Here is a 19,629-nt window from a genome sequence, read left to right as displayed (position 1 = left end):
GGATGGCAAAATGAAATAATAGTTGCAATTCCTTTAAGAATTACCTCAAAAACTGCTGATGGTTACATGCATGGTGTTATTTTCATGGCTCGTTACCTAATTTGAATCAAATGGTCTTAAACTCAATCGACTGGGTTGTCATCGTCACCTTTTTTGTAATTGTTTTAGGAATAGGAGTAGCTGCAAGTAAAACAGCAGGAAAAAGTTCGCTGGAGTATTTTTTAGCAGGTAAGTCCATGCCCTGGTGGCTGCTTGGAGTTTCTATGGTAGCTACCACCTTTTCTGCTGATACACCCAATCTGGTGACTGGCTTTGTAAGAGAAGGAGGAGTAGCAAAAAACTGGGCCTGGTGGTCGTTTCTTATTACCGGGATGGTTACCGTATTTATCTATGCAAGATTATGGAGACGTTCGGGTGTATTAACTGATCTCGAGTTTTATGAACTTAGATATGGCGGGAGAGCTGCTTCTTTTTTAAGGGGATTTAGAGCCTTATATCTCGGGATCTTTTTCAATTGCCTCATCATGGGTTCAGTGACACTCGCAGCAATAAAGATCTCATCAATTTTGTTTGGAATTGATCCAATTTACACGGTGGTCATCGCATCAATAGTTGTTGCTGCTTACTCAGCATTGGGAGGTATAAAAGGGGTAATCTGGACGGATTTTTTCCAATTTGGAATCGCTTTAATAGGAGCGATATATGCTGCGTATGTAGCAGTTTCTCAACCCGAGATTGGTGGATTTGATGGCTTGCTTTCCCATCAGGCATTGGAAGGAAAACTGGATATTATACCAGATTTCAACAACACCTCTCTCATTGTCTCTATGTTTATCATACCTCTGGCTGTCCAATGGTGGTCAGTATGGTATCCCGGAGCAGAGCCGGGTGGTGGCGGATACATTGCCCAGCGAATGTTGGCATCAAAAAATGAGAAACATGCAGTTGGTGCCACACTATTTTTCAATTTTGCTCATTATGCACTTCGACCATGGCCATGGATTTTGGTTGCATTAGCATCAATCATCTTATTCCCGGATCTTGATTCAATTCAACGTGCATTTCCAAATATCAATGAGCAATATTTAGGTGATGATATTGCCTATCCGGTAATGCTGACGTTATTATCTCCGGGTTGGCTGGGATTGGTGGTCGCTTCACTAATCGCAGCATATATGTCTACCATAAGCACGCACCTGAATTGGGGGTCTTCCTATGTGGTGAATGATTTTTATCAACGTTTCATCAAGCCGGATGCTTCAGAAAAAGAGTTGGTGAATGTGGGGAGATTGTCAACTGTATTGTTGATGATCATTGCTGGATTGTTATCATTAACTGTACTGGAGAATGCTACACAGGCCTTCAATATATTATTACTATCGGGAGCTGGAACTGGCGCAATCTTTCTTCTGAGATGGTTTTGGTGGCGCATCAATGCGATTACTGAAATCGTGGGGATGATTGTTGCCACAATCAACGCCTTTGTGTTGGTTTTGGTCGTCAGAGATGAGATGTTAGCAAATACTTATCTGGATTCATTTACCATGCGGTTATTGATTGCAACAGGTATTACTACAGTTGTATGGGTTGTAACAACTCTTATGACCAAGCCAGAATCCGAAGAAAAACTAAAAAGCTTTGTTGCCAAAGTGAACCCGGGGATCGGATGGAAGAATTATGAAGGAGATAGAAGCTCATCATTAGGTTTAAACATCCTATCTGTTTTTATTGGTACCATCGGTGTTTATTCTGCTTTATTCGCAATTGGAAATCTTATTTACGGAAATATTTTCTACGCTTTAGGCCTATTCGGATTGTTTGTATTATCTGTTTATTTGATCATAAGATGGTGGGAAAGTTAAGCCAGTGTTAAGATTGAAAAATACCCCAAATAGGGTATTGTTTATCAAATGATAATACTAGTACTTTACGACCGGATACTCACACCGCTCTATTCACTGCCTAATGTAGAGGCCTTTCTGGGCCTCTTTTTTTATGCTCCTTTGGCTATATTGCTCACTTAAATACTTAAATACTTATGAGTTACACACAAGGCATGCTTAGCCCGGAATCATTGAAGGGTAAAACTATAATTGTAACGGGAGGAGGAACGGGATTAGGAAAATCCATGGGAGCTTATTTTTCTGAGCTGGGGGCAAACCTGGTGATTACAAGCCGGAAACTTGAAGTATTGGAAGAAACGGCTAAAGAGATAACTGATAAAACGGGTTATCCGGTACACTGTGCGGCGTGTGATGTTCGAGAATATGAGCAGGTAGAAAAAGTCATAAGCGAAGCGAAAGAAAAATTTGGTAAGGTTGATGTGCTATTGAATAATGCTGCCGGAAACTTTATCAGTCCAACCGAAAGACTATCACATAGAGCATTTGATACGGTAGTAGATATTGTTTTAAAAGGCAGTTACAATTTTACCTTAGCGATAGGGAAGGACTGGATTGAAAATAAGCAAGGAGGTAATATCCTGAATATTGTAACCACTTATGCATGGACAGGGTCAGGTTATGTGGTACCTTCAGCGTGTGCCAAAAGTGGGGTTTTAGCCATGACACGTTCATTGGCTGTTGAGTGGGCGAAATATGGAATTAGAAGCAATGCCATCGCTCCGGGACCATTTCCAACAGAAGGGGCTTGGGATCGATTGTTGCCAGGTGATTTGAAAAAGAAATATGATCCTGCCAGAAAAGTGCCTTTGGGAAGGGTAGGAGATCATCAGGAACTGGCGAACCTGGCTGCTTATCTTGTATCAGATTACTCTGCTTACATCAATGGAGAGGTGATTACCATAGATGGTGCAGAGTGGTTAAAGGGTGCCGGAGAATTCAACATGTTGGAAGCCATCCCGGAAGAACTTTGGGATGCCATGGAAATGGGCCGAAAGAAGGGCGGCTCAAAGCTTAAAATGATGTGGCTCTATTTCAAAGGAATGAGGAAGCTAAAAATCTAGATTTAATCATTCAACGTGTAGAGCAATCTGTTATTAGCAAAGTCATAAAGTGTCAATCTACGCAGATCATAATATGCGATCCAATCATCCCCCTCAGAGTCACATAGTGTTGGGAGGGAGAGAAGGAAAGGACTCTGAGGAACAATCGGGTAGGTTTGTATATTTGATCATGCCTACACATCGCATTCACGAAGAGAAAGAGACCTTCTATTTCACCACATTTACTTGTCACAAATGGTTTCCTTTGCTAGAAAAGGCTGAGATCTATGCGTATCTGCCAAACTGGATAAATCAACTGTCAAGCCGTGGACTCATTACTTGTGGGTATGTAATGATGCCTAATCATTTACATCTGCTTGTGTACGTTCAAAAGGATTGTCAAGGACTTAACCGTGTGCTTGGAGAGGGCAAACGATTTATGGCTTATGAAATTATTTCCAGACTGAATGACAAAAATGAAAAATCAATTTTGGCACAACTGGCAGAAGGTGTTCAGGTAAATGAACGTTCAAAAGGGAAGAAGCATCAGGTATTTCGTTTGTCCTTTGATGCGAAAGCAGTTGTCGGGGATGAAAGCATCAACAAAGTGCTGGACTATATGCATCATAACCCCGTGAGTGGCAAGTGGAATCTAGTTGAAGATTACACAAAGTATGCTTATTCAAGTGCAGGCTTTTATGAAAGAGGAGAGGAAGGAATTGTTGAAATTGTAGATTTTCGAGATGTGATCTCAGAGTCCTCTGGGAGTGACTCTGAGCGTGATTAGAGTGGTTAAAGGGTGCTGGAGAATTCAACATGCTGGAAGCCATCCCGGAAGAACTTTGGGACGCCATGGAAATGGGCCGAAAGAAGGGCGGCTCTAAGCTTAAAATGATGTGGCTCTATTTCAAAGGAATGAGGAAGCTTAAAATCTAGATTTAATCATTCAACGTGTAGAGCAATCTGTTATTTGCAAAGTCATAAAGTGTCAATCTACGCAGATCATAATATGCGATCCAATAGGTGCGGAGTGCGTTGATGTAGCTTCTTCGGGCATTGTCCTTTTCTGTCAAGGCGATGTTCAAATTCGTGATGTCGATTTTACCAATCAGGTATCTATTCTGAGCTACCTCATATCTTTTTTGCGCTACCTCATCAGATTTCTTTGAGATTTCAATTTGCTGTTGGAGAACATCCAATTGTCGTACCTGAGTAATAATCTCCTGTTCGAAGTTTAACTCCTCCTGAGCAATCACATAATCCGTCAATTGTTTATTTGCCAATGCTGTCTTCATTCGTGCCTCATTTCGTCCCCAGTTTACAATTGGGATGTTTAGCGTCAAATTGGCGAACTGCTGACTTTGGGCATCCTGGTAAGATTCATCAAAAGTTGACCCTGCGCTATTCAAACCAAATGAAGCATTGAGGTTCATTTGAAAACGTTCACCCTTGGCTTCTGCTACCTGTGCATCAGCCTCAATTCGTCTTCTTTCAAAAGCGATAAAGTCTGACCGATTATCTTTTGCATATTGAAGCGCTAGTTCTTCATTGACAGGAAAAACCGGAATGTTTTCCGGGAGCGATAGATCAAAGTTTTCTCCTTCATTTAATCCAATAAACGTTCGCAGGCCTAATCGACTGGTTTGAAGGTCAAGCTCGGCTTGTGCCAAGTCTTGTTTTGAGCGAAGCAACTGTAATTCTACCTGCAGTAGTTTATCTTCAGAAGTGGTACCTATATTATATCTACCCTTCTCAATGTTATAAATGGTATCGTTGTTTGAAAGGTTAAATTGAGCGATCTGGTAATTAACCTGAGCATCCAGGTAATCAAAAAATCGTTGAACTGCAGTTCTGGAGACAAACTCCATTTCCTCTACATAGCTACGGCGAGATTCTTCATAGCGAATAGGTTCTGTCATTCGGTCCCATTTTAGATCATTGAATGCAAAAATCGGTTGATTCAGGGTGAGATCTACGATAGTACTCCTCCAGCGAGTATCGTTATTTACCAAATCCTGAAATTGGCTTGCACGAGTATTTACAGAAACACTACCTCCAGTAGGAGAGATGGGCTGAAATAACCCCAGGTTTAGTGAAGAATTGGTTTGCTCAACTGGCCTAAATTGAGTAGACCCATCTTCTTGTGTAACCGGGATAAACTGATTGCTATACGCAGGAAGGTTTCCACTTAGAGCAAGTTGAGGATTATAATTCGATTTGAACAAACGATACTGCCAAAACCTATTTTCTTTTCTAGTTTCTGCTTGCTTGGCTTGTGGGGATTGACCTTTGGCCAAACCAATGATATCATCAAGCGAGTAAACAATCTGAGCATTTGCTGATACGGACAAAGCAATCAGACAAATTGATACAATGAATTTATTCATATCTAAGAGAGGTAATAGGGTCTTGTAATGCTGCTTTTCGAGCCGGGGCTATTCCAAAGATTAATCCAATGGCCGTAGCTACACCAAAAGAAATGAGGATAGAGCCAAATGATATTACGGTTGGTATATCTGCAAATCGACTGACAGCCAACGCCATCATGATTCCCAAAACGATTCCGATAAACCCACCTGAGATGCTGATCATCATAGACTCAAACATAAATTGATTGATGATGTCCGTTTTTTTGGCTCCAATGGATAGCCTGAGTCCAATTTCTTTGATTCTTTCAAGCACTGATGCAAGCATGATATTCATAATGCCAATTCCACCAACAATCAGGGATATACCGGCAATGGCTCCAAGCACATAGCTAAAAATGTCATTGGTTCTTTGCTGCTGTTTCAAAAGTAGTTCAGGTATTTCTATTTCATAATCAACTACTTCGTTATGCTTACGCTCAAGCATTCGCACAATAACATCAGCTGTTGGATTGAGTAATTCTGTTTTATCAACCTGTACAACCAATCGATCCAGCTGATGGTAGTTAACAGCCTTTTGATTCTCATCAGAGCCATTGTTATTTCCACCACCACCACCAATCACTATGAAATTTCCGGATGATCCTCGATTGGCTCCCTGGATCATTTCTTCTGTCAACATGGCTCTGTTTTTATACCGGACCAATACCGTTTGTAATGGTGTATAAACGTCCATGTTGTAATCCCTTATTCCGAGCTTGCTTATGCTATTTTGGCTGATGTATCGTTCTTCCAATACACCAATGACTTTCATCCAATTGGAACCACATTTAATCATCTTGCCAATCGGATTTTGAGAGGGAAAGAATTTAGCTTTTATAGATTTTCCAATGATGCAAACTGCCTCGCCTTTTTCAAGTTGAACTCTATTAAACATCTTACCTTCTGCAAGCTCAAAATTGAAGATGTCAAAATAGGAGGGTTCCACGCCGACCAATTTGGCGCTTCTGCGGATACCGTTTTTAATAATGTAGGTTTCAAGTAGAATTTCAGGGCTGACTTTTTGGACACCAGGAATGGTTTTTACAATGGATTCCTTGTCAGCAAGTGTCAGTCCAGGTGAGAACTTCTTTTTTTCTTTATTCCCCGATTCTTCTTCTTCAGTGAGATTCTCTTCAGTTTGCTCGATGATAGGCTCAATGATGATATTATTGACACCTACAAGCTTGATCTGTTCCAGGATTTCTTGCTGCGCTCCATTGCCAATGGCAAGCATTGCAATTACAGCCGCTACACCAAAAATGATTCCCAGCGCTGTTAGAATAGAACGTACCCTGTTGGCAAATACAGCTTCAATAGCTATACTCAAGTTGGCTAAAATCCTCTCCTTATCCATGACTTATCTTCCTCCAGGTCTTCTTCTTCCCTGTGGTATTTCCGGTAAAGGTTCTGGTTCTTCTACTTCCTTTTGTTGGCGTTTGCCATCCATTTCAGGAATTAGAACGACTTCATCTTTTTCGTAACCTCTAAGACTGGAAAGGTATATGAGATCATTTGGCTCAAGACCAGCTAAAATATTAACATATTCGGTATTGGCATCACCTAGCATTACTTCTTGCTTTATGGTTCTTCCTCCCTGTTTTTTGAAAACATAGGTGATCGAATCATACTGAGAATGCAAGCTTTCCAACGGAACGAATATGGTGCTGTCCAATGCTTTTGTAATGATTCGGTTGCTAGTCGTCATTCCAGGTTTTAATACCGGATCAGTACCAAATACTTCAATTTCTACCTCAAACACCTTGGCGTCAGAGTTTGGTCTTTGTTCGCCTACATTAGCCACTTTGGTAACTCTCCCTTTCTGATTTTTGTCTGGGAATGCATCAAATCCAATCTCAACGGATTGACCTCTTTTTACTTTTCGTATATCTACTTCGTTGACATAAGTCTTAGTAATCATTTGCGAAAGGTCTGGCAAAGTAGCTACTGTAGGGTCCCAGGCACTAATTTGTGAACCTGCTTTTACAGGCTTGCCATCCCAGCTTCGTTCATAGATCAGCATGCCGTCCTGAGGTGCCAAGATGGTGAAGTCCTTTTGCAAAGACATAAGCCCCTCCAGTTCATTTTTATCACCTTTTAATTCGGCATCTGCCTCCTGCATTTTGGCAACATTTTGTTGCCTACGAATTTCATAATTCTCTTTTGCTTGTTGAAGTGCTCGTTTTGCTTTTTCAAGTTCTATCTCAGCTTTTTGAATAGTAGCAGGCGGTTCAAATTGAGATTGATCCAGTGTCAATTGCTTCTCTCTCACTGTATAGTCTAAGTTGATGAGTTCGTCGCGAGCTTGACGCATGGTAAGAGCGGTATCCAATTTTACCTGGGTAAACTGAGATTGAGTTTCCTCTACCTCCAGCTGAGCATCTTTGATTTTGCCTGTCAGTTCTGAAGGGTCTAATCGTGCGACATATTGCCCTTTCTTTACTTCCGTTCCCTCATCGATAATGTGCTGAACAGTCAGATTCCAAATCCGATAATTCCGGATTCCTTGGGGACCCTTGATAGGCACAGAGTTTTTGGCTTCCAGAGTGCCGGAGGTCATGATGTCCACAATGAATTCTCCTTGTTCCACCTCAACAACTACTTCTGCCTCAGCATCAGAGGAACTCCCTGAGAATACCAGGATTAAAATAGCGATAACAGCTACTCCTCCAATTAGAAAGAATTTTGTATTTCTCTTCATACTATTTTAGGTCTATATATTATACCTATTCAATTCTTATAAGTTACGACTTCCCCAACCAAATAGCTCTGATTTTTTGTTGTTCAGGCGATGGGTTGTCCATTACTTCAAGCAGATGCTTTTGTGATGATTTTACTTTTTTGGCCTTAGCCTTAAGTTTTACATCCTTTGTTTTACCTTTTACTTCTCTTCGAACCAATACGGTGATTTTATCACCAGCTTCAGTTTCCTCGTAAAAGGTTTGAATGACATTTTGGAATGTTTCAAGTGTAATTGGACTTCCATTCCACTCTAACAAAACATCACCAACTTTTAAATCCAGATCCTTACCAAAGTCATTCATGTCATCTGTGCCAGCAACATAAATCTCCTGATCATCATTGAGTGCTGGAGTAAACTTGCCTGCAGTAACGACCATTTCATCATTATCCTCTGCATATCTGATCCCTGCCCACCCAAGAATTTCAGTGTAAGGAAGTTTATTCGCAGCTCCTACATAAGTCCTTAGAAACTCACCAACTTCTGCATTTGTTAATTTTTCAATCTCACCAAATAGCTCTTCATCTTTAAAAGCTTTCATAGGGCCGTACTGTTTTGAGAGCTCTCTCAAAATGGATTGCAAATCTTTTTGACCATTCGTTGATTTGATTATAGTAAGGTCTAAACAACATGCAATCAATGCTCCACCAGCGTATACATCTCCATATCGACGCTCATTCTTTGGTTCAAGAATATTCTCGCTAAACTCAGTGTAAGGAATGTCTACATTATATTGATCCTGCTGATTCATCTTACTTCGCATTTCAGATAAGAAATCCTCAAGATTAAACAGATCATACTTCACCTGAACATGTTGAGAAGCGTATTCAGTGACGCCCTCATACAGCCATAAATGTTGGCTCATTTCAGGTTCTATGTAATTGAAATCATGGATCTCCTCAGAATGGATATTCAATGGTGTCACAATATGAAAAAACTCGTGTGCAGCCACATCTTTTACTGTTTGACTAATTCTTGCAGGATCCATTTCTGGAAGCGCATATAACGAAGAGTAGGAGTGCTCCAATGCTCCAAATGATCCGGAAATAGTTGGGCTATCGAAGAGATAAATCAAGTAAGCATACCTGTCAACTGGTAATTGTCCTCCAAGATATTTAGCCTGAGCTTCCATAAGCTCATCAATATTATCCATAACATCTGCTGCTGAAAGCACCTTATTTGGGGAGTATACTGAAACCAGAATTTCAGCTCCAGCAATTTCTTTAGTCACAATATCAGGCTTACTATACATGATCGGAGCATCGGCTAGGAAGTTATAATTAGCTGCAGTATAAGTGTCTGATGTATCAGAGGATGATTCTGTTTTTAGGGACGTAGCACCTTTAATCTCTTCATCATGAACAATGGTTAATTCATAAGGCTTGAATTTTGAGCCATCGATATATCCAATGAATCCAAATGTATTTATAACGAATACTCCTCTATCTGCCTCGATGCTCATACCCCCTGGTTCAAACACTTTGTTGATACCATAACCCTTGAAGTCATCAAAAGAATCATCTACCCAATAAGTTATTTTCTTCAATTTTGCTGCATCTTTTATCGCCCATCTGTTGGTTGAGATGTTTTCAACTTCCAAAAAGTTTCCGGCTGAATCAGTTGCTTTTAAATCGCTAACGAATCGACCAAAGTCAGAAATGCTATATGTGCCAGGAACAATCTTTGGCATGTGGTATTCTACAGATTCACCTTCAAGTACTGGTACTGTAATTTCCACAGGAAGTCTATCGTTTTTGGCTTGAGTGAGGTCGATTTTTACTTTATAGCTGTCTTGAGCAGATGCTAGAATCGAAACAATTAAAAGGGTGAAGGATAATAGTTTTTTCATAATGATGTTGGGTGTCAAATACCGTGCAATTCTACTATTTAAAACCGCTTTTGTTTGTTAAGAGCAGTTAATTTATATGAGTGGTAATGGTTGAATGTTTTATGGTTTAAACTATTATTGAAAGAATGAGAGTTTTCTTCATTCTTTTCCTTTGTGCCCATATTACCTATGGCCAAATCGAGCCACAGCATAGCGGGGTTAAAATTGATGATTCTCTCTATCTGGACGCAATGGAAGTGTCCAATCTACATTGGTTAGAGTATGAATATTACGCAAAGAAAGATTCTTCTGACGAATTTTATTCTTCTGTCCTGCCGGCTGTCCATCTCACTGAAAATTATAGATCTGGTTATTATCGACATCCAAACTATAGACACTATCCAGTGGTAGGTATAACGCATGCGCAAGCACGAAATTTTTGTTCTTGGAGAACATCAGTGGTTAATGAAATTTTGAGTGAACAAGGTGTGCCTTATAGAGTGTATTATAGGCTGCCAACAGAAAAAGAGTGGGAGCTTGCAAGCAAGTCCGTTGATTCACTCGCAACAATAATAAACAGAGAACCAACCGTTTGTAAGCTATTTGGTACAGCTAATAGGGATGAAATGGATAAGCTATTCCCAGATAAAGAAGTGGATATCAAAGAATTGAAACAAGAATGTAAGGCATATAAAAAAGGAAGTAGAACAGCTTTTATACTAGATCTTGATTATCCGTGGTTTGTGAGATCTGAGGAAAAATTACCCCTGGAAACAAGCTTTGATACTTATCCAAAAAAAGCCGATTTTATTCATTTATTAGGCAATGTTGCTGAGCTTGTTGCAGAGCCAGGTATAGTAAAAGGAGGAAGTTGGCGTCACAAGTTGGCAGTTTCATTTCCTTCTAATCAGATTTTAATAGACCCAAAAAAAGCCTACGATTGGGTAGGCTTTAGATGTGTTGCTGAAATAATTTCGGTTAAACCATAGCAGATTCTGCATTGGACATGCGCTTTCGCTGATTTTCATCCAGGTAAATCTTTCTCATTCGGATAGATTTAGGTGTCACCTCAACGTATTCATCTTTTTGGATGTATTCCAAAGCTTCCTCTAAGCTAAACTTCTTAGCTGGAATGATCTTCGCATTGTTGTCAGTACCCGAAGTTCGCATATTGGTAAGTTTCTTCCCTTTTTGGATATTAACTACCAGGTCATTACTTCTTGTGTGCTCTCCAATTACCTGACCTACGTAAAGATCTACCCCTGGGTCAACAAAGAAAGAACCTCTGTCCTGAAGCTTATCTATTGAATAAGCTGTGCCCGGACCATTTTCTATGGAAATTAATGAACCGTTAATTCTACTTGGGATATTACCCTTAAACGGTTGATATTCTTTTAACCGGTGTGTCATAACTGCCTCACCTGCGGTGGCTGTAAGCATATTATTTCTCAAGCCAATAAGTCCTCTTGATGGGATCTCAAATTCCAGGTGCTGAATGTTGCCTTTCGGCTCCATCACTTTCAACTCGCCTTTTCGCTGAGTTACTAGCTCAATGGCTTTTCCGGAGTATTCTTCCGGCACATCAATTACCATGTGCTCAATTGGTTCCAGCTTTTGACCATTTTCATCTTCTTTGAAAAGTACCTGTGGCTGACCAACCTGTAGTTCATAACCTTCTCGTCGCATGGTCTCGATCAAAACAGACAAGTGAAGTACACCACGGCCAAACACTAAAAATTTATCTTCTTTGTCTGTTTCTTGAACTCTCAAAGCAAGATTTTTTTCCAACTCTTTCATCAAGCGGTCACGCAAGTGTCGAGAAGTCACAAACTTTCCTTCCTTACCAAAGAATGGAGAATCATTGATTGTAAAAAGCATACTCATGGTAGGCTCGTCAATTGCAATTCGTTCAAGAATTTTAGGATTTTCAAAATCAGTTAGTGTATCACCAATTTCGAATCCCTCAATGCCTGTAACAGCACAGATATCACCTGCTCTAACTTCTGCAACCTTCTTTTTACCCAGACCTTCAAAAATATGTAACTCCTTGATTTTCACTTTTTTCATTGAGCCATCCTTTTTACTGATACCAAGGGAAGCACCTTCCTTAAGAGTTCCTTGCCATACTCGACCGATCGCTATTCGACCGGTAAAAGATGAATAATCAAGAGAAGTAATCCGCATTGCCGGTACACCCTCTTTGAATTCAGGTGCCGGAATCACTTCAATAATCTTATCTAATAGGGGAGTGATGCTATCGGTAGGCTTATTCCAATCTTCGCTCATCCAACCTTGCTTACTGGAACCGTAAAGCGTATGAAAATCAAGCTGCTCCTCCGTGGCATCCAATGAGAACATCAAGTCAAATACTTGTTCGTGTACCTCATCAGGTCGACAGTTTTCTTTGTCTACTTTATTAATTACTACAATAGGAGTAAGTCCTAAACCCAAGGCTTTACCAAGGACAAATCGTGTTTGCGGCATGGGACCTTCAAAAGCATCACAAAGAAGGATTACTCCATCTGCCATTTTCAATACACGCTCTACTTCACCACCAAAGTCAGCGTGACCAGGAGTATCAATGATATTTATCTTAACTCCCTTATATTCAGCGGATACGTTTTTAGAAAGGATGGTAATTCCTCTTTCTCGTTCCAGGTCATTGTTGTCAAGGATCAATTCACCCTTCTCCTGGTTCTCACGAAATTCCTGAGTAGCGTAAATGATTTTGTCAACGAGCGTAGTTTTGCCATGGTCAACGTGTGCGATGATGGCAATATTTCTAATTTCTTGCATGCAATACTTAAATGAGGCGCAAAATTAGACAGAATGATTGTGGAATACACTATAAGAGGTAAACACAAAACTTATATTTGCGGACTCTTATCGAATTTATGAGCAAACAATACAAACGACATACCATCACGGCAGCACTTCCGTATGCCAATGGACCTGTACATATCGGACATCTAGCGGGGGTATATGTGCCGGCAGATATCTATGTGAGATACCTCAGAAACAAAGGTGAAGATGTCGCTTTTGTGTGTGGTTCTGATGAGCATGGAGTTGCAATCGAATTAAGGGCTAGAAAAGAAGGAAAATCACCTCAAGAAGTGGTGGATTTCTATCACAACCAGATAAAGGACTCGTTCGACAAGTTTGGAATCGGCTTTGACATCTATCATCGCACATCTTCCGAACTGCACCACGAAACAGCTTCTGATTTTTTTGAGAAAATGGAAGCAGACGGGAAGTTTACCGTGGAGACTTCCGATCAGTTTTTTGATGAGAAAGAGCAGCAATTCTTAGCAGATAGATACATCAAGGGAACATGTCCGACTTGTAGTTTTCCTGAAGCCTATGGTGATCAGTGTGAAAATTGTGGCTCGACCTTAAGCCCAGCTGAGTTGAAGAACCCTAAGTCTATGTTAAGTGGGGAAGTTCCTGTGATGAAGGAGACGAAGCACTGGTATCTACCATTGGATCAGTATGAACCATGGCTCAAGGAATGGTTGCTAGAAGGGCATAAAGAGTGGAAGCCCAACGTATATGGTCAGTGCAAAAGCTGGATAGATAATGGCTTGCGCCCACGACCAATGACAAGAGACTTGAAATGGGGGATTCCTGTTCCGGTTGATGGAGGAGATGGCAAAGTTCTCTATGTGTGGTTTGATGCACCGATTGGGTACATTTCTGCTACAAAGCAGTGGGCAATGGATACCGGAAAAAATTGGGAAGATTACTGGAAATCAGAAGATACCCGATTGCTCCATTTCATTGGAAAAGACAACATTGTGTTTCATTGCATCATATTCCCGACGCTGCTGAAAGCTGAAGGCAGCTATGTGCTTCCTGATAATGTTCCTGCAAATGAATTTTTGAATCTTGAGAGTAACAAAATTTCTACCTCGCGAAATTGGGCGGTATGGTTACATGAATATCTGGAAGAGTTTCCTGACAAACAGGATGTATTAAGATATACTCTGACTGCTAATGCTCCTGAGACGAAGGATAACGATTTTACCTGGAAAGATTTCCAAACAAGAAATAACAGTGAGCTGGTAGCTATTTTTGGAAATTTCGTCAATCGGGCTGTGGTTCTAACCCATAAATACTTTGATGGGAAAGTTCCTACTCGAGGATCTTTGATGCCAATCGATGAAGACGTCATTGAGGCTGTGAGTGAAGCTCCAGCTAAAATCCAGGCTGCCCTTGACCAATTTAAGTTTAGAGAGGCGCTGAGTCAAATGATGGAACTGGCTCGAATGGGGAATAAATACCTGGCAGAAACTGAGCCATGGAAACTGATTAAAGAAGATCAAGAGCGGGTGGAGACCATCTTGAATATAGCACTCCAAATCAGTGCTAACCTGGCGATCGTATGTGAGCCATTTCTTCCTTTTACCGCTGAAAAGCTGATTGGGATTCTGAATATTGAAAGAAAAGGTTGGACTGAAGCTGGAGGTGTGGACTTCCTGCCTGACGGACACCAGTTGAATAAAGCTACCTTACTTTTTGAGAAGATAGAAGATAAGGATGTTGAAGCACAAGTGAACAAATTATTGGAAACGAAGAAAATGAACGAACAAGAAAATATAACTACTGATTTACCTGCTTTGAAAGATGAGATCGTATTTGATGATTTCATGAAGATGGACCTGAGGGTAGGAGAGATCAAGACTGCAGAGAAAGTAGAAAAGTCTAATAAACTGCTCATGTTCACTGTAGATATGGGACTGGAGACTCGTACCATCTTAAGTGGAGTAGCAAAGCATTTCAAACCGGAAGAAATGGTTGGAAAGAAGGTGACTGTGATGGCTAATCTGGCGCCACGTAAGATCATGGGGGTAGAGTCTCAAGGAATGCTTTTGTTTGCAGAAAATGCAGACGGCAAGTTGGTGGCTGTTTGCCCAGGTGAAGATGCCCAGAATGGCGCAACTATCGCTTAAGTTAGAATTTGAAAATAAAAGCTAAGAGCATTGGATGACCATTGCTCTTTTTTTATTTTAGGTAAAAATTCATATGCCATATATAAAACAAGAAGACAGAGCAAGGCTTGATAAGATCGTGCAGCAAATGCAAGAAGCTGGTATCACTGCAAATGGTGATCTTAATTACCTTCTTTATGCCTTTTGCAAACGACATGTGAGTCCGTCTTACAACAACTACAAAAATTTCATTGGGGAGCTAAATCAATGTGCTACTGAGATAGAACGAAGGATCTTAGCCCCTTATGAAGATGAGAAAATTCAGGAAAACGGGGATGTTTAAATGTAGACTATCAGTGAATTTCAAATAGGGTTAATTCATTCAGAGTTTTAACACTTACATGGTTTTAACCGTGAATATAAACTCTGTTCCTGTTTTAAAATCAGGGTTTAATTTTATGACCCCACCATTTTGCTCGACAATCTTTTTTACGATGGCTAAACCTATTCCCGTACTATCAGCTCTTTGCTTCAAATTTGCTGTTCCAAACATTTCAAATACAGTCTGATGGTATTCTTTGGGTATGCCAGGTCCATCATCTTTCACCTTTATTTCTACTTCATCTAAGGTTTGAAGGGCACTTATTTCAATGGTTCCATGCTCCTTATCATGATATTTAATCGCATTACCAATCAAATTTGACATGACCTGAAAAAGCTGGGTCTTTTGCCCCATGAAATTGATGCCTTCCACCTGGCTGATAATCCTGAATTCTTCCGGAATATTCAGGGTTTTGGACACCTCCTCAATAAGGTCAGATAAGTTGATCTCCTCAACATCCTGTGTGACTTTTCCTGCCATTGCATAGCTTAAAATGCCGTCGATCAAATCAGCCATTTTTATGTTTCGATCTTTAAGCATTTCAATGTATTGTGCAACTGGCTCGCTTAGCTCCTGCAGATGGTTTTCTTCTATATACTCAATGAGCTGTCGACTTGCGGAAGTTGGTGCTTTTAAATCGTGAGACATGATATATGCAAGTTGCTCGAGCTCCTTGTTTTTGGCCTCCAGAGTTTCATTGGTCTGCTGAAGTTTATTTTTAAGATCTACGAGCGGAGATATGTCTCGGATAACAGCGATATAGAGGGTATTATCTTTTGATTGATCATAGGTTAAAGATATCCCCACATAAAATTCTCGGCCCTTTTTGTCTACTGCAATGAAATTGCGTTCATGCGTTCTACCCATGGATCTGGTTTCCGGGTTCTGCTGATATCCTTCAAAATAAGAACCGTGATTTTTTCTAAACCTAGGAGGCATCAAAATATCAAATCCTTGCCCAAGGAGTTCTTTCTTTGAATATCCAAAAAGATTGGTCACACTGTTATTGATATCTACAACTTTACCTTGCTTATCAACCACGAGGATCGCATCACCAAGTAATTCAAGAATACGTTTTTCCATAGCTATTTCAGTGATGTAGGTTATTAGTCTCAGACATATCTCAATTCAACGCTCGCCTGTCTTTTCCAAACCCTATGAAATATGGCAGTGCTTTCTTTTTGATTGCCCAGACTTTCCAGGAAGTAAACGTATAGCACCGTAGGTATATCCAAGATCTCCGAATGCACTTACCTTAATAAAGGTTAGATACTAAGGATGAATTCAATTAAAGATAAGGCTTAGGAAATTAAAGTCAGAAAGAGTGTGAAATACTATTTCAATGGATCACCAAAATCTTAGTCAATAGAGATGATTCAGCATCAGAAGGAACTGGCTAAGTTCAATCTGAAGTAATTTTTTAAACTAACCCACAAAAGAAATTAGTGTTGGAGTTCTTACTTTTCCGCATACGCTTTAAACCCGTCCAGGTACTTCATGGATTGCTTTTTGAACATGCCCTTCATTAGTGGTCCTAGTAGTTTCATAAATCCTTGCAGCTGAAAGTAGCTGTGATTGATTTGCTTAGTCGAGTTCTCATCGATCGCTTCAAAAACCATTTCCACCTCATTGTAGCCCATAGAGCTGGTAAAACCAAACTTGATTTGATTAGGCATGTTTTGCTCCAGGATCGTTTCATCGATCACAAACGTCTTATTTTTATGCTTGCTATGAAACCTACTCTTAGCTCCCACTTTGTAGGGATTATCAGACAAGCGCTCTATTTTTTCAAGTCCTTCCATCCACTCCAAAGCACCATCCGGCTCCATAAACTTTGCAGCAACAACAGAAAGGGGTCGATTAATGGTGTTGGAAACGGTGTATTTCATTGGCACGGGTTTTGGAAATAATGCCTATGAAGGTAATGAATCTGTAGGCGCATACAAAATACTAATCATTACAGGTGCTGACTAAACTTCTTTACACACTCTTCATAGGCTGAGCGCAGCTCTTCATCTCGTATACCTTTTTCAGGATCAAAGTTTTGATGAAAAGAAGGCAAAGAAAATGTCACGAGCGGTGCTTTATTGGCATGCCCGTAAATCGTGATGGCATGCTCCAAAACGGTTTTCGCCCCTCGTCCGCCGGGGGATGTAGCAAGTAAAAACAATGGCTTGTGCTGAAAGACGCTTTTGTCTATTCGAGAGACCCAATCATAGAGATTTTTGTATGCTGCAGCAAAGCTTCCGTTGTGTTCAGCCAGTGATAAAACGATGGCATCAGCTTCGTCTAAGTGCTTTTTAAAAGCATGGGCCATATCCGGGATGCCTGAAGACTGCTCTAAATCTACACTGAACAATGGTACTTCAAAATCATTTAAATCAAGGATATTCACTTTCACATTCTTTAAAGCTTGAGCTGTAAAGGTGGCCAGTTGCTTGTTGATAGACTGCTTACTGCTACTTCCTGCGAATGCGACAATTTGTTTCATATAACATTGGACTTGGTTATAAGATTTTATGATTTAGTGAGTAAAACTTCCTATTTCTCTGGATGGTTCATTGTGTCTAGTGCCGAAAGAAGGGAACTCCTATGAATTAGAGATTAGTCCCACACAAATCTCCAGCTGCCATCTTCTTGCTTCTTCCATACTGTATGAAAAATGCCGGCACTTTCTTTTTGATTGCCCAAACTATCCAGATAGGTAAATCGATAGTCACCGTACGTATAGCCAAGATCACCTGAGGCGCTTACATCGATGAAGGTTGGAACCCATGCTAACGTATCTCCGGCTTTTGTATCTTCTTCATACCACGCCCTAATTGCTTCTTTTCCTTTTATGACATTTTTCCCTCGTTTTATGACCCCTGCTTCATCTGCGTAAAATTCAAAGGCAACTGGAATCCCTTTTGTTCGCGCCATTTCACAGAAAGCTTTTTCAGTTTCTGATATTTCTTTCTTCCACATTTCGACTTCATCCTGAGATGTACTACATCCCATAAAAGAGATCATTAGAATCAGTACTATTATTGAAAATCTCATTTTTTTAATCTGATTAGAATATTAAGCAGTAATAAAATTAAATGAAGACATGGATATTCCAATCAGTTGGAAAAACTCTGACTGTATATTTTGCAGCCAGTCTAAATTAGAAGGAGACTTTCAAAAACAAATTTGCGGCAGGAATGGTCTTGTCAAATGTTCTGCCGTAACCCGGGATTGCGAACACATCTATTTCTTCCTGTTCATCATAATTAGCAAGAACTCTTAATCTAAGATTAAGTCCAATACTGAACAGATCGGAGAGTTTTCTGTCAGAATACAGAACAGCTTCAAACCATGTGGCTGTCAGATTCTCCCTCTTGATATTCTGAACGTAATTTTCCTGTGCTCCACTTGGGCTCTCAATGAAGATTCTTCCAGATTCATTGAAAGAAGATGAAGCGTATCTAAGGCTAAAACCAATTTTGTTTTTGGGCTTAAACTGATTGACGATTCCAGCACCTATCCTATAATAGACACCTTCACTTTCGTAGGTCCCATTTGCATAAGCTCCTTCAGGAGATAAAGTAGCTTGGCCTATTTCTACTATCAATGGAAACTTTTCCAAAAACAAAAGCTCTAAGCCACCTTCATATTTAGTTTCAAAGGATACCGGAATAGTTAGAATCTTGCCATAATCCAGATAAAGTGAAGGCACCAATGTACGAGTGTACATAGTAGAATCTGTTTCATCAGACTGACCAAGACAGTAGCCTGAAAGAATAATCAGACTAGAAATAAAAAGTAAATATCGCTTCATCGTCTGTACAGTTTTCATCGCAATTTGATTTCACCGAATCAATGCGTGTATAGCTTTTTTCAATTACTCGTATATTTTCCGCTCTAACCAATACATTTCGGAACTCATCAATGCGCTGAATATTGTCAAAATCAAATTCAATAATCTCTGAAAAATCATCAATGGAAACTTCATACTGAGTAAAGGATTTATCATAGGCAAGAGGTACTTTCCATGTGGTGGCGCTATCTGTATAAATTGAGTCATAAGGAGAACCTAATATTTCAATCCTTTTAACTAATAACAATCCAGAATTGATTGTTGATTTGGTGGACGCATAAACAGCACTTGTACTATCAATTGCTGATTGCAATTCGTTTAAGCTGTCAATTTGGTCGGTTTCACTAACGTCAATTTCTTGCAATAAAGAATCAATTACATCTGATTGATTCCCGTTAACCATTAGTAGTGAATCAAGAGTTGTAATGCTATCCTGATTAATAAAAATCATTGTAACATTTGGTTCAAAGACTACTGAGGTACAATCATCACAAGGGTCACATGAGATAATTAAAAAGAAAATGATAGAAATACTTAGTAGTTGTTTCACTTGGTTCGCCT

General features: G+C 40.0%; 17 protein-coding genes. 6 read left to right on the top strand and 11 right to left on the bottom strand.

Going from position 1 to position 19,629, the window contains the following annotated elements; translation table 11 throughout:
* Positions 1 to 110 precede the first annotated feature (110 nt).
* The 3 genes from ACOMC3_RS09370 (at position 111) to ACOMC3_RS09360 (ending at position 3,731) form a co-directional block, all read left to right on the top strand.
* Positions 111 to 1,862, top strand: coding sequence for a sodium:solute symporter family protein (locus tag ACOMC3_RS09370; protein ID WP_420319285.1), 1,752 nt, complete (start codon positions 111 to 113; stop codon positions 1,860 to 1,862).
* A 176-nt stretch (positions 1,863 to 2,038) separates the two neighbouring features.
* Positions 2,039 to 2,965, top strand: a complete 927-nt coding sequence (locus ACOMC3_RS09365) for an SDR family oxidoreductase (protein ID WP_420319284.1) — start codon at positions 2,039 to 2,041, stop codon at positions 2,963 to 2,965.
* A gap of 49 nt (positions 2,966 to 3,014) precedes the next feature.
* Positions 3,015 to 3,731 carry a transposase gene (locus ACOMC3_RS09360; RefSeq protein ID WP_420319283.1) on the top strand — a complete coding sequence of 239 codons (717 nt, stop codon included), beginning with the start codon at positions 3,015 to 3,017 and terminating at the stop codon, positions 3,729 to 3,731.
* A gap of 151 nt (positions 3,732 to 3,882) precedes the next feature.
* Here the strand turns inward: ACOMC3_RS09360 and ACOMC3_RS09355 are convergent, their stop codons facing one another.
* The 4 genes from ACOMC3_RS09355 to ACOMC3_RS09340 are packed head-to-tail and all read right to left on the bottom strand — an operon-like array spanning position 3,883 to position 9,938.
* Positions 3,883 to 5,331, bottom strand: a complete 1,449-nt coding sequence (locus ACOMC3_RS09355) for a TolC family protein (protein ID WP_420319282.1) — start codon at positions 5,329 to 5,331, stop codon at positions 3,883 to 3,885.
* Entirely contained in the window at positions 5,324 to 6,706 is a 1,383-nt protein-coding gene (locus tag ACOMC3_RS09350) for an ABC transporter permease (protein WP_420319281.1), read from the bottom strand. Before ACOMC3_RS09350 ends, ACOMC3_RS09355 begins: the two co-directional genes overlap by 8 nt.
* Before the next feature lie 3 nt (positions 6,707 to 6,709).
* On the bottom strand, positions 6,710 to 8,050 hold the full coding sequence (locus ACOMC3_RS09345) for an efflux RND transporter periplasmic adaptor subunit (RefSeq protein WP_420319280.1): 1,341 nt from the start codon (positions 8,048 to 8,050) through the stop codon (positions 6,710 to 6,712).
* Between the two features lie 43 nt (positions 8,051 to 8,093).
* On the bottom strand, positions 8,094 to 9,938 hold the full coding sequence (locus ACOMC3_RS09340; protein WP_420319279.1) for a peptidase M61: 1,845 nt from the start codon (positions 9,936 to 9,938) through the stop codon (positions 8,094 to 8,096).
* 125 nt (positions 9,939 to 10,063) lie between these two features.
* Between ACOMC3_RS09340 and ACOMC3_RS09335 the strand changes: the two genes are divergently transcribed.
* Positions 10,064 to 10,906, top strand: coding sequence for an SUMF1/EgtB/PvdO family nonheme iron enzyme (locus ACOMC3_RS09335; protein WP_420319278.1), 843 nt, complete (start codon positions 10,064 to 10,066; stop codon positions 10,904 to 10,906).
* Here ACOMC3_RS09335 and typA read toward each other — a convergent pair.
* A complete protein-coding gene (gene typA, locus ACOMC3_RS09330) occupies positions 10,896 to 12,713 on the bottom strand; it encodes a translational GTPase TypA (protein WP_420319277.1) in 1,818 nt (605 codons plus the stop codon). The two genes, ACOMC3_RS09335 and typA, sit on opposite strands and share 11 nt — an antisense overlap.
* Positions 12,714 to 12,811: 98 nt before the next feature.
* Between typA and metG the strand changes: the two genes are divergently transcribed.
* Positions 12,812 to 14,866, top strand: a complete 2,055-nt coding sequence (gene metG / locus ACOMC3_RS09325; RefSeq protein ID WP_420319276.1) for a methionine--tRNA ligase — start codon at positions 12,812 to 12,814, stop codon at positions 14,864 to 14,866.
* 73 nt (positions 14,867 to 14,939) lie between these two features.
* The gene (locus ACOMC3_RS09320) at positions 14,940 to 15,188 is read left to right on the top strand and encodes a DUF6899 family protein (protein ID WP_420319275.1); all 249 of its coding nucleotides are present in this window, start codon (positions 14,940 to 14,942) and stop codon (positions 15,186 to 15,188) included.
* Between the two features lie 54 nt (positions 15,189 to 15,242).
* Here the strand turns inward: ACOMC3_RS09320 and ACOMC3_RS09315 are convergent, their stop codons facing one another.
* The 6 genes from ACOMC3_RS09315 to ACOMC3_RS09290 all read right to left on the bottom strand — a co-directional run bounded on the left by ACOMC3_RS09315 (position 15,243) and on the right by ACOMC3_RS09290 (position 19,618).
* Positions 15,243 to 16,310: a sensor histidine kinase gene (locus ACOMC3_RS09315; RefSeq protein WP_420319274.1), complete on the bottom strand. Its 1,068-nt coding sequence runs from the start codon at positions 16,308 to 16,310 to the stop codon at positions 15,243 to 15,245.
* Positions 16,311 to 16,684: 374 nt separating this feature from the next.
* The gene (locus ACOMC3_RS09310) at positions 16,685 to 17,116 is read right to left on the bottom strand and encodes an SRPBCC family protein (RefSeq protein ID WP_420319273.1); all 432 of its coding nucleotides are present in this window, start codon (positions 17,114 to 17,116) and stop codon (positions 16,685 to 16,687) included.
* A 68-nt stretch (positions 17,117 to 17,184) separates the two neighbouring features.
* Positions 17,185 to 17,718, bottom strand: a complete 534-nt coding sequence (locus tag ACOMC3_RS09305; RefSeq protein WP_420319272.1) for an NADPH-dependent FMN reductase — start codon at positions 17,716 to 17,718, stop codon at positions 17,185 to 17,187.
* A gap of 113 nt (positions 17,719 to 17,831) precedes the next feature.
* Positions 17,832 to 18,269, bottom strand: a complete 438-nt coding sequence (locus ACOMC3_RS09300; RefSeq protein ID WP_420319271.1) for a YybH family protein — start codon at positions 18,267 to 18,269, stop codon at positions 17,832 to 17,834.
* Positions 18,270 to 18,375: 106 nt separating this feature from the next.
* Positions 18,376 to 19,029, bottom strand: a complete 654-nt coding sequence (locus ACOMC3_RS09295; protein WP_420319270.1) for a DUF6048 family protein — start codon at positions 19,027 to 19,029, stop codon at positions 18,376 to 18,378.
* Entirely contained in the window at positions 19,001 to 19,618 is a 618-nt protein-coding gene (locus ACOMC3_RS09290; RefSeq protein WP_420319269.1) for a hypothetical protein, read from the bottom strand. Before ACOMC3_RS09290 ends, ACOMC3_RS09295 begins: the two co-directional genes overlap by 29 nt.
* Positions 19,619 to 19,629 lie beyond the last annotated feature (11 nt).

The organism is Ekhidna sp. (genome assembly GCF_965212185.1).
Taxonomy (GTDB): domain Bacteria; phylum Bacteroidota; class Bacteroidia; order Cytophagales; family Cyclobacteriaceae; genus Ekhidna.
Note: the sequence above shows the minus strand (reverse complement) of the source record. Positions and strands in the feature narration are given on the sequence as shown.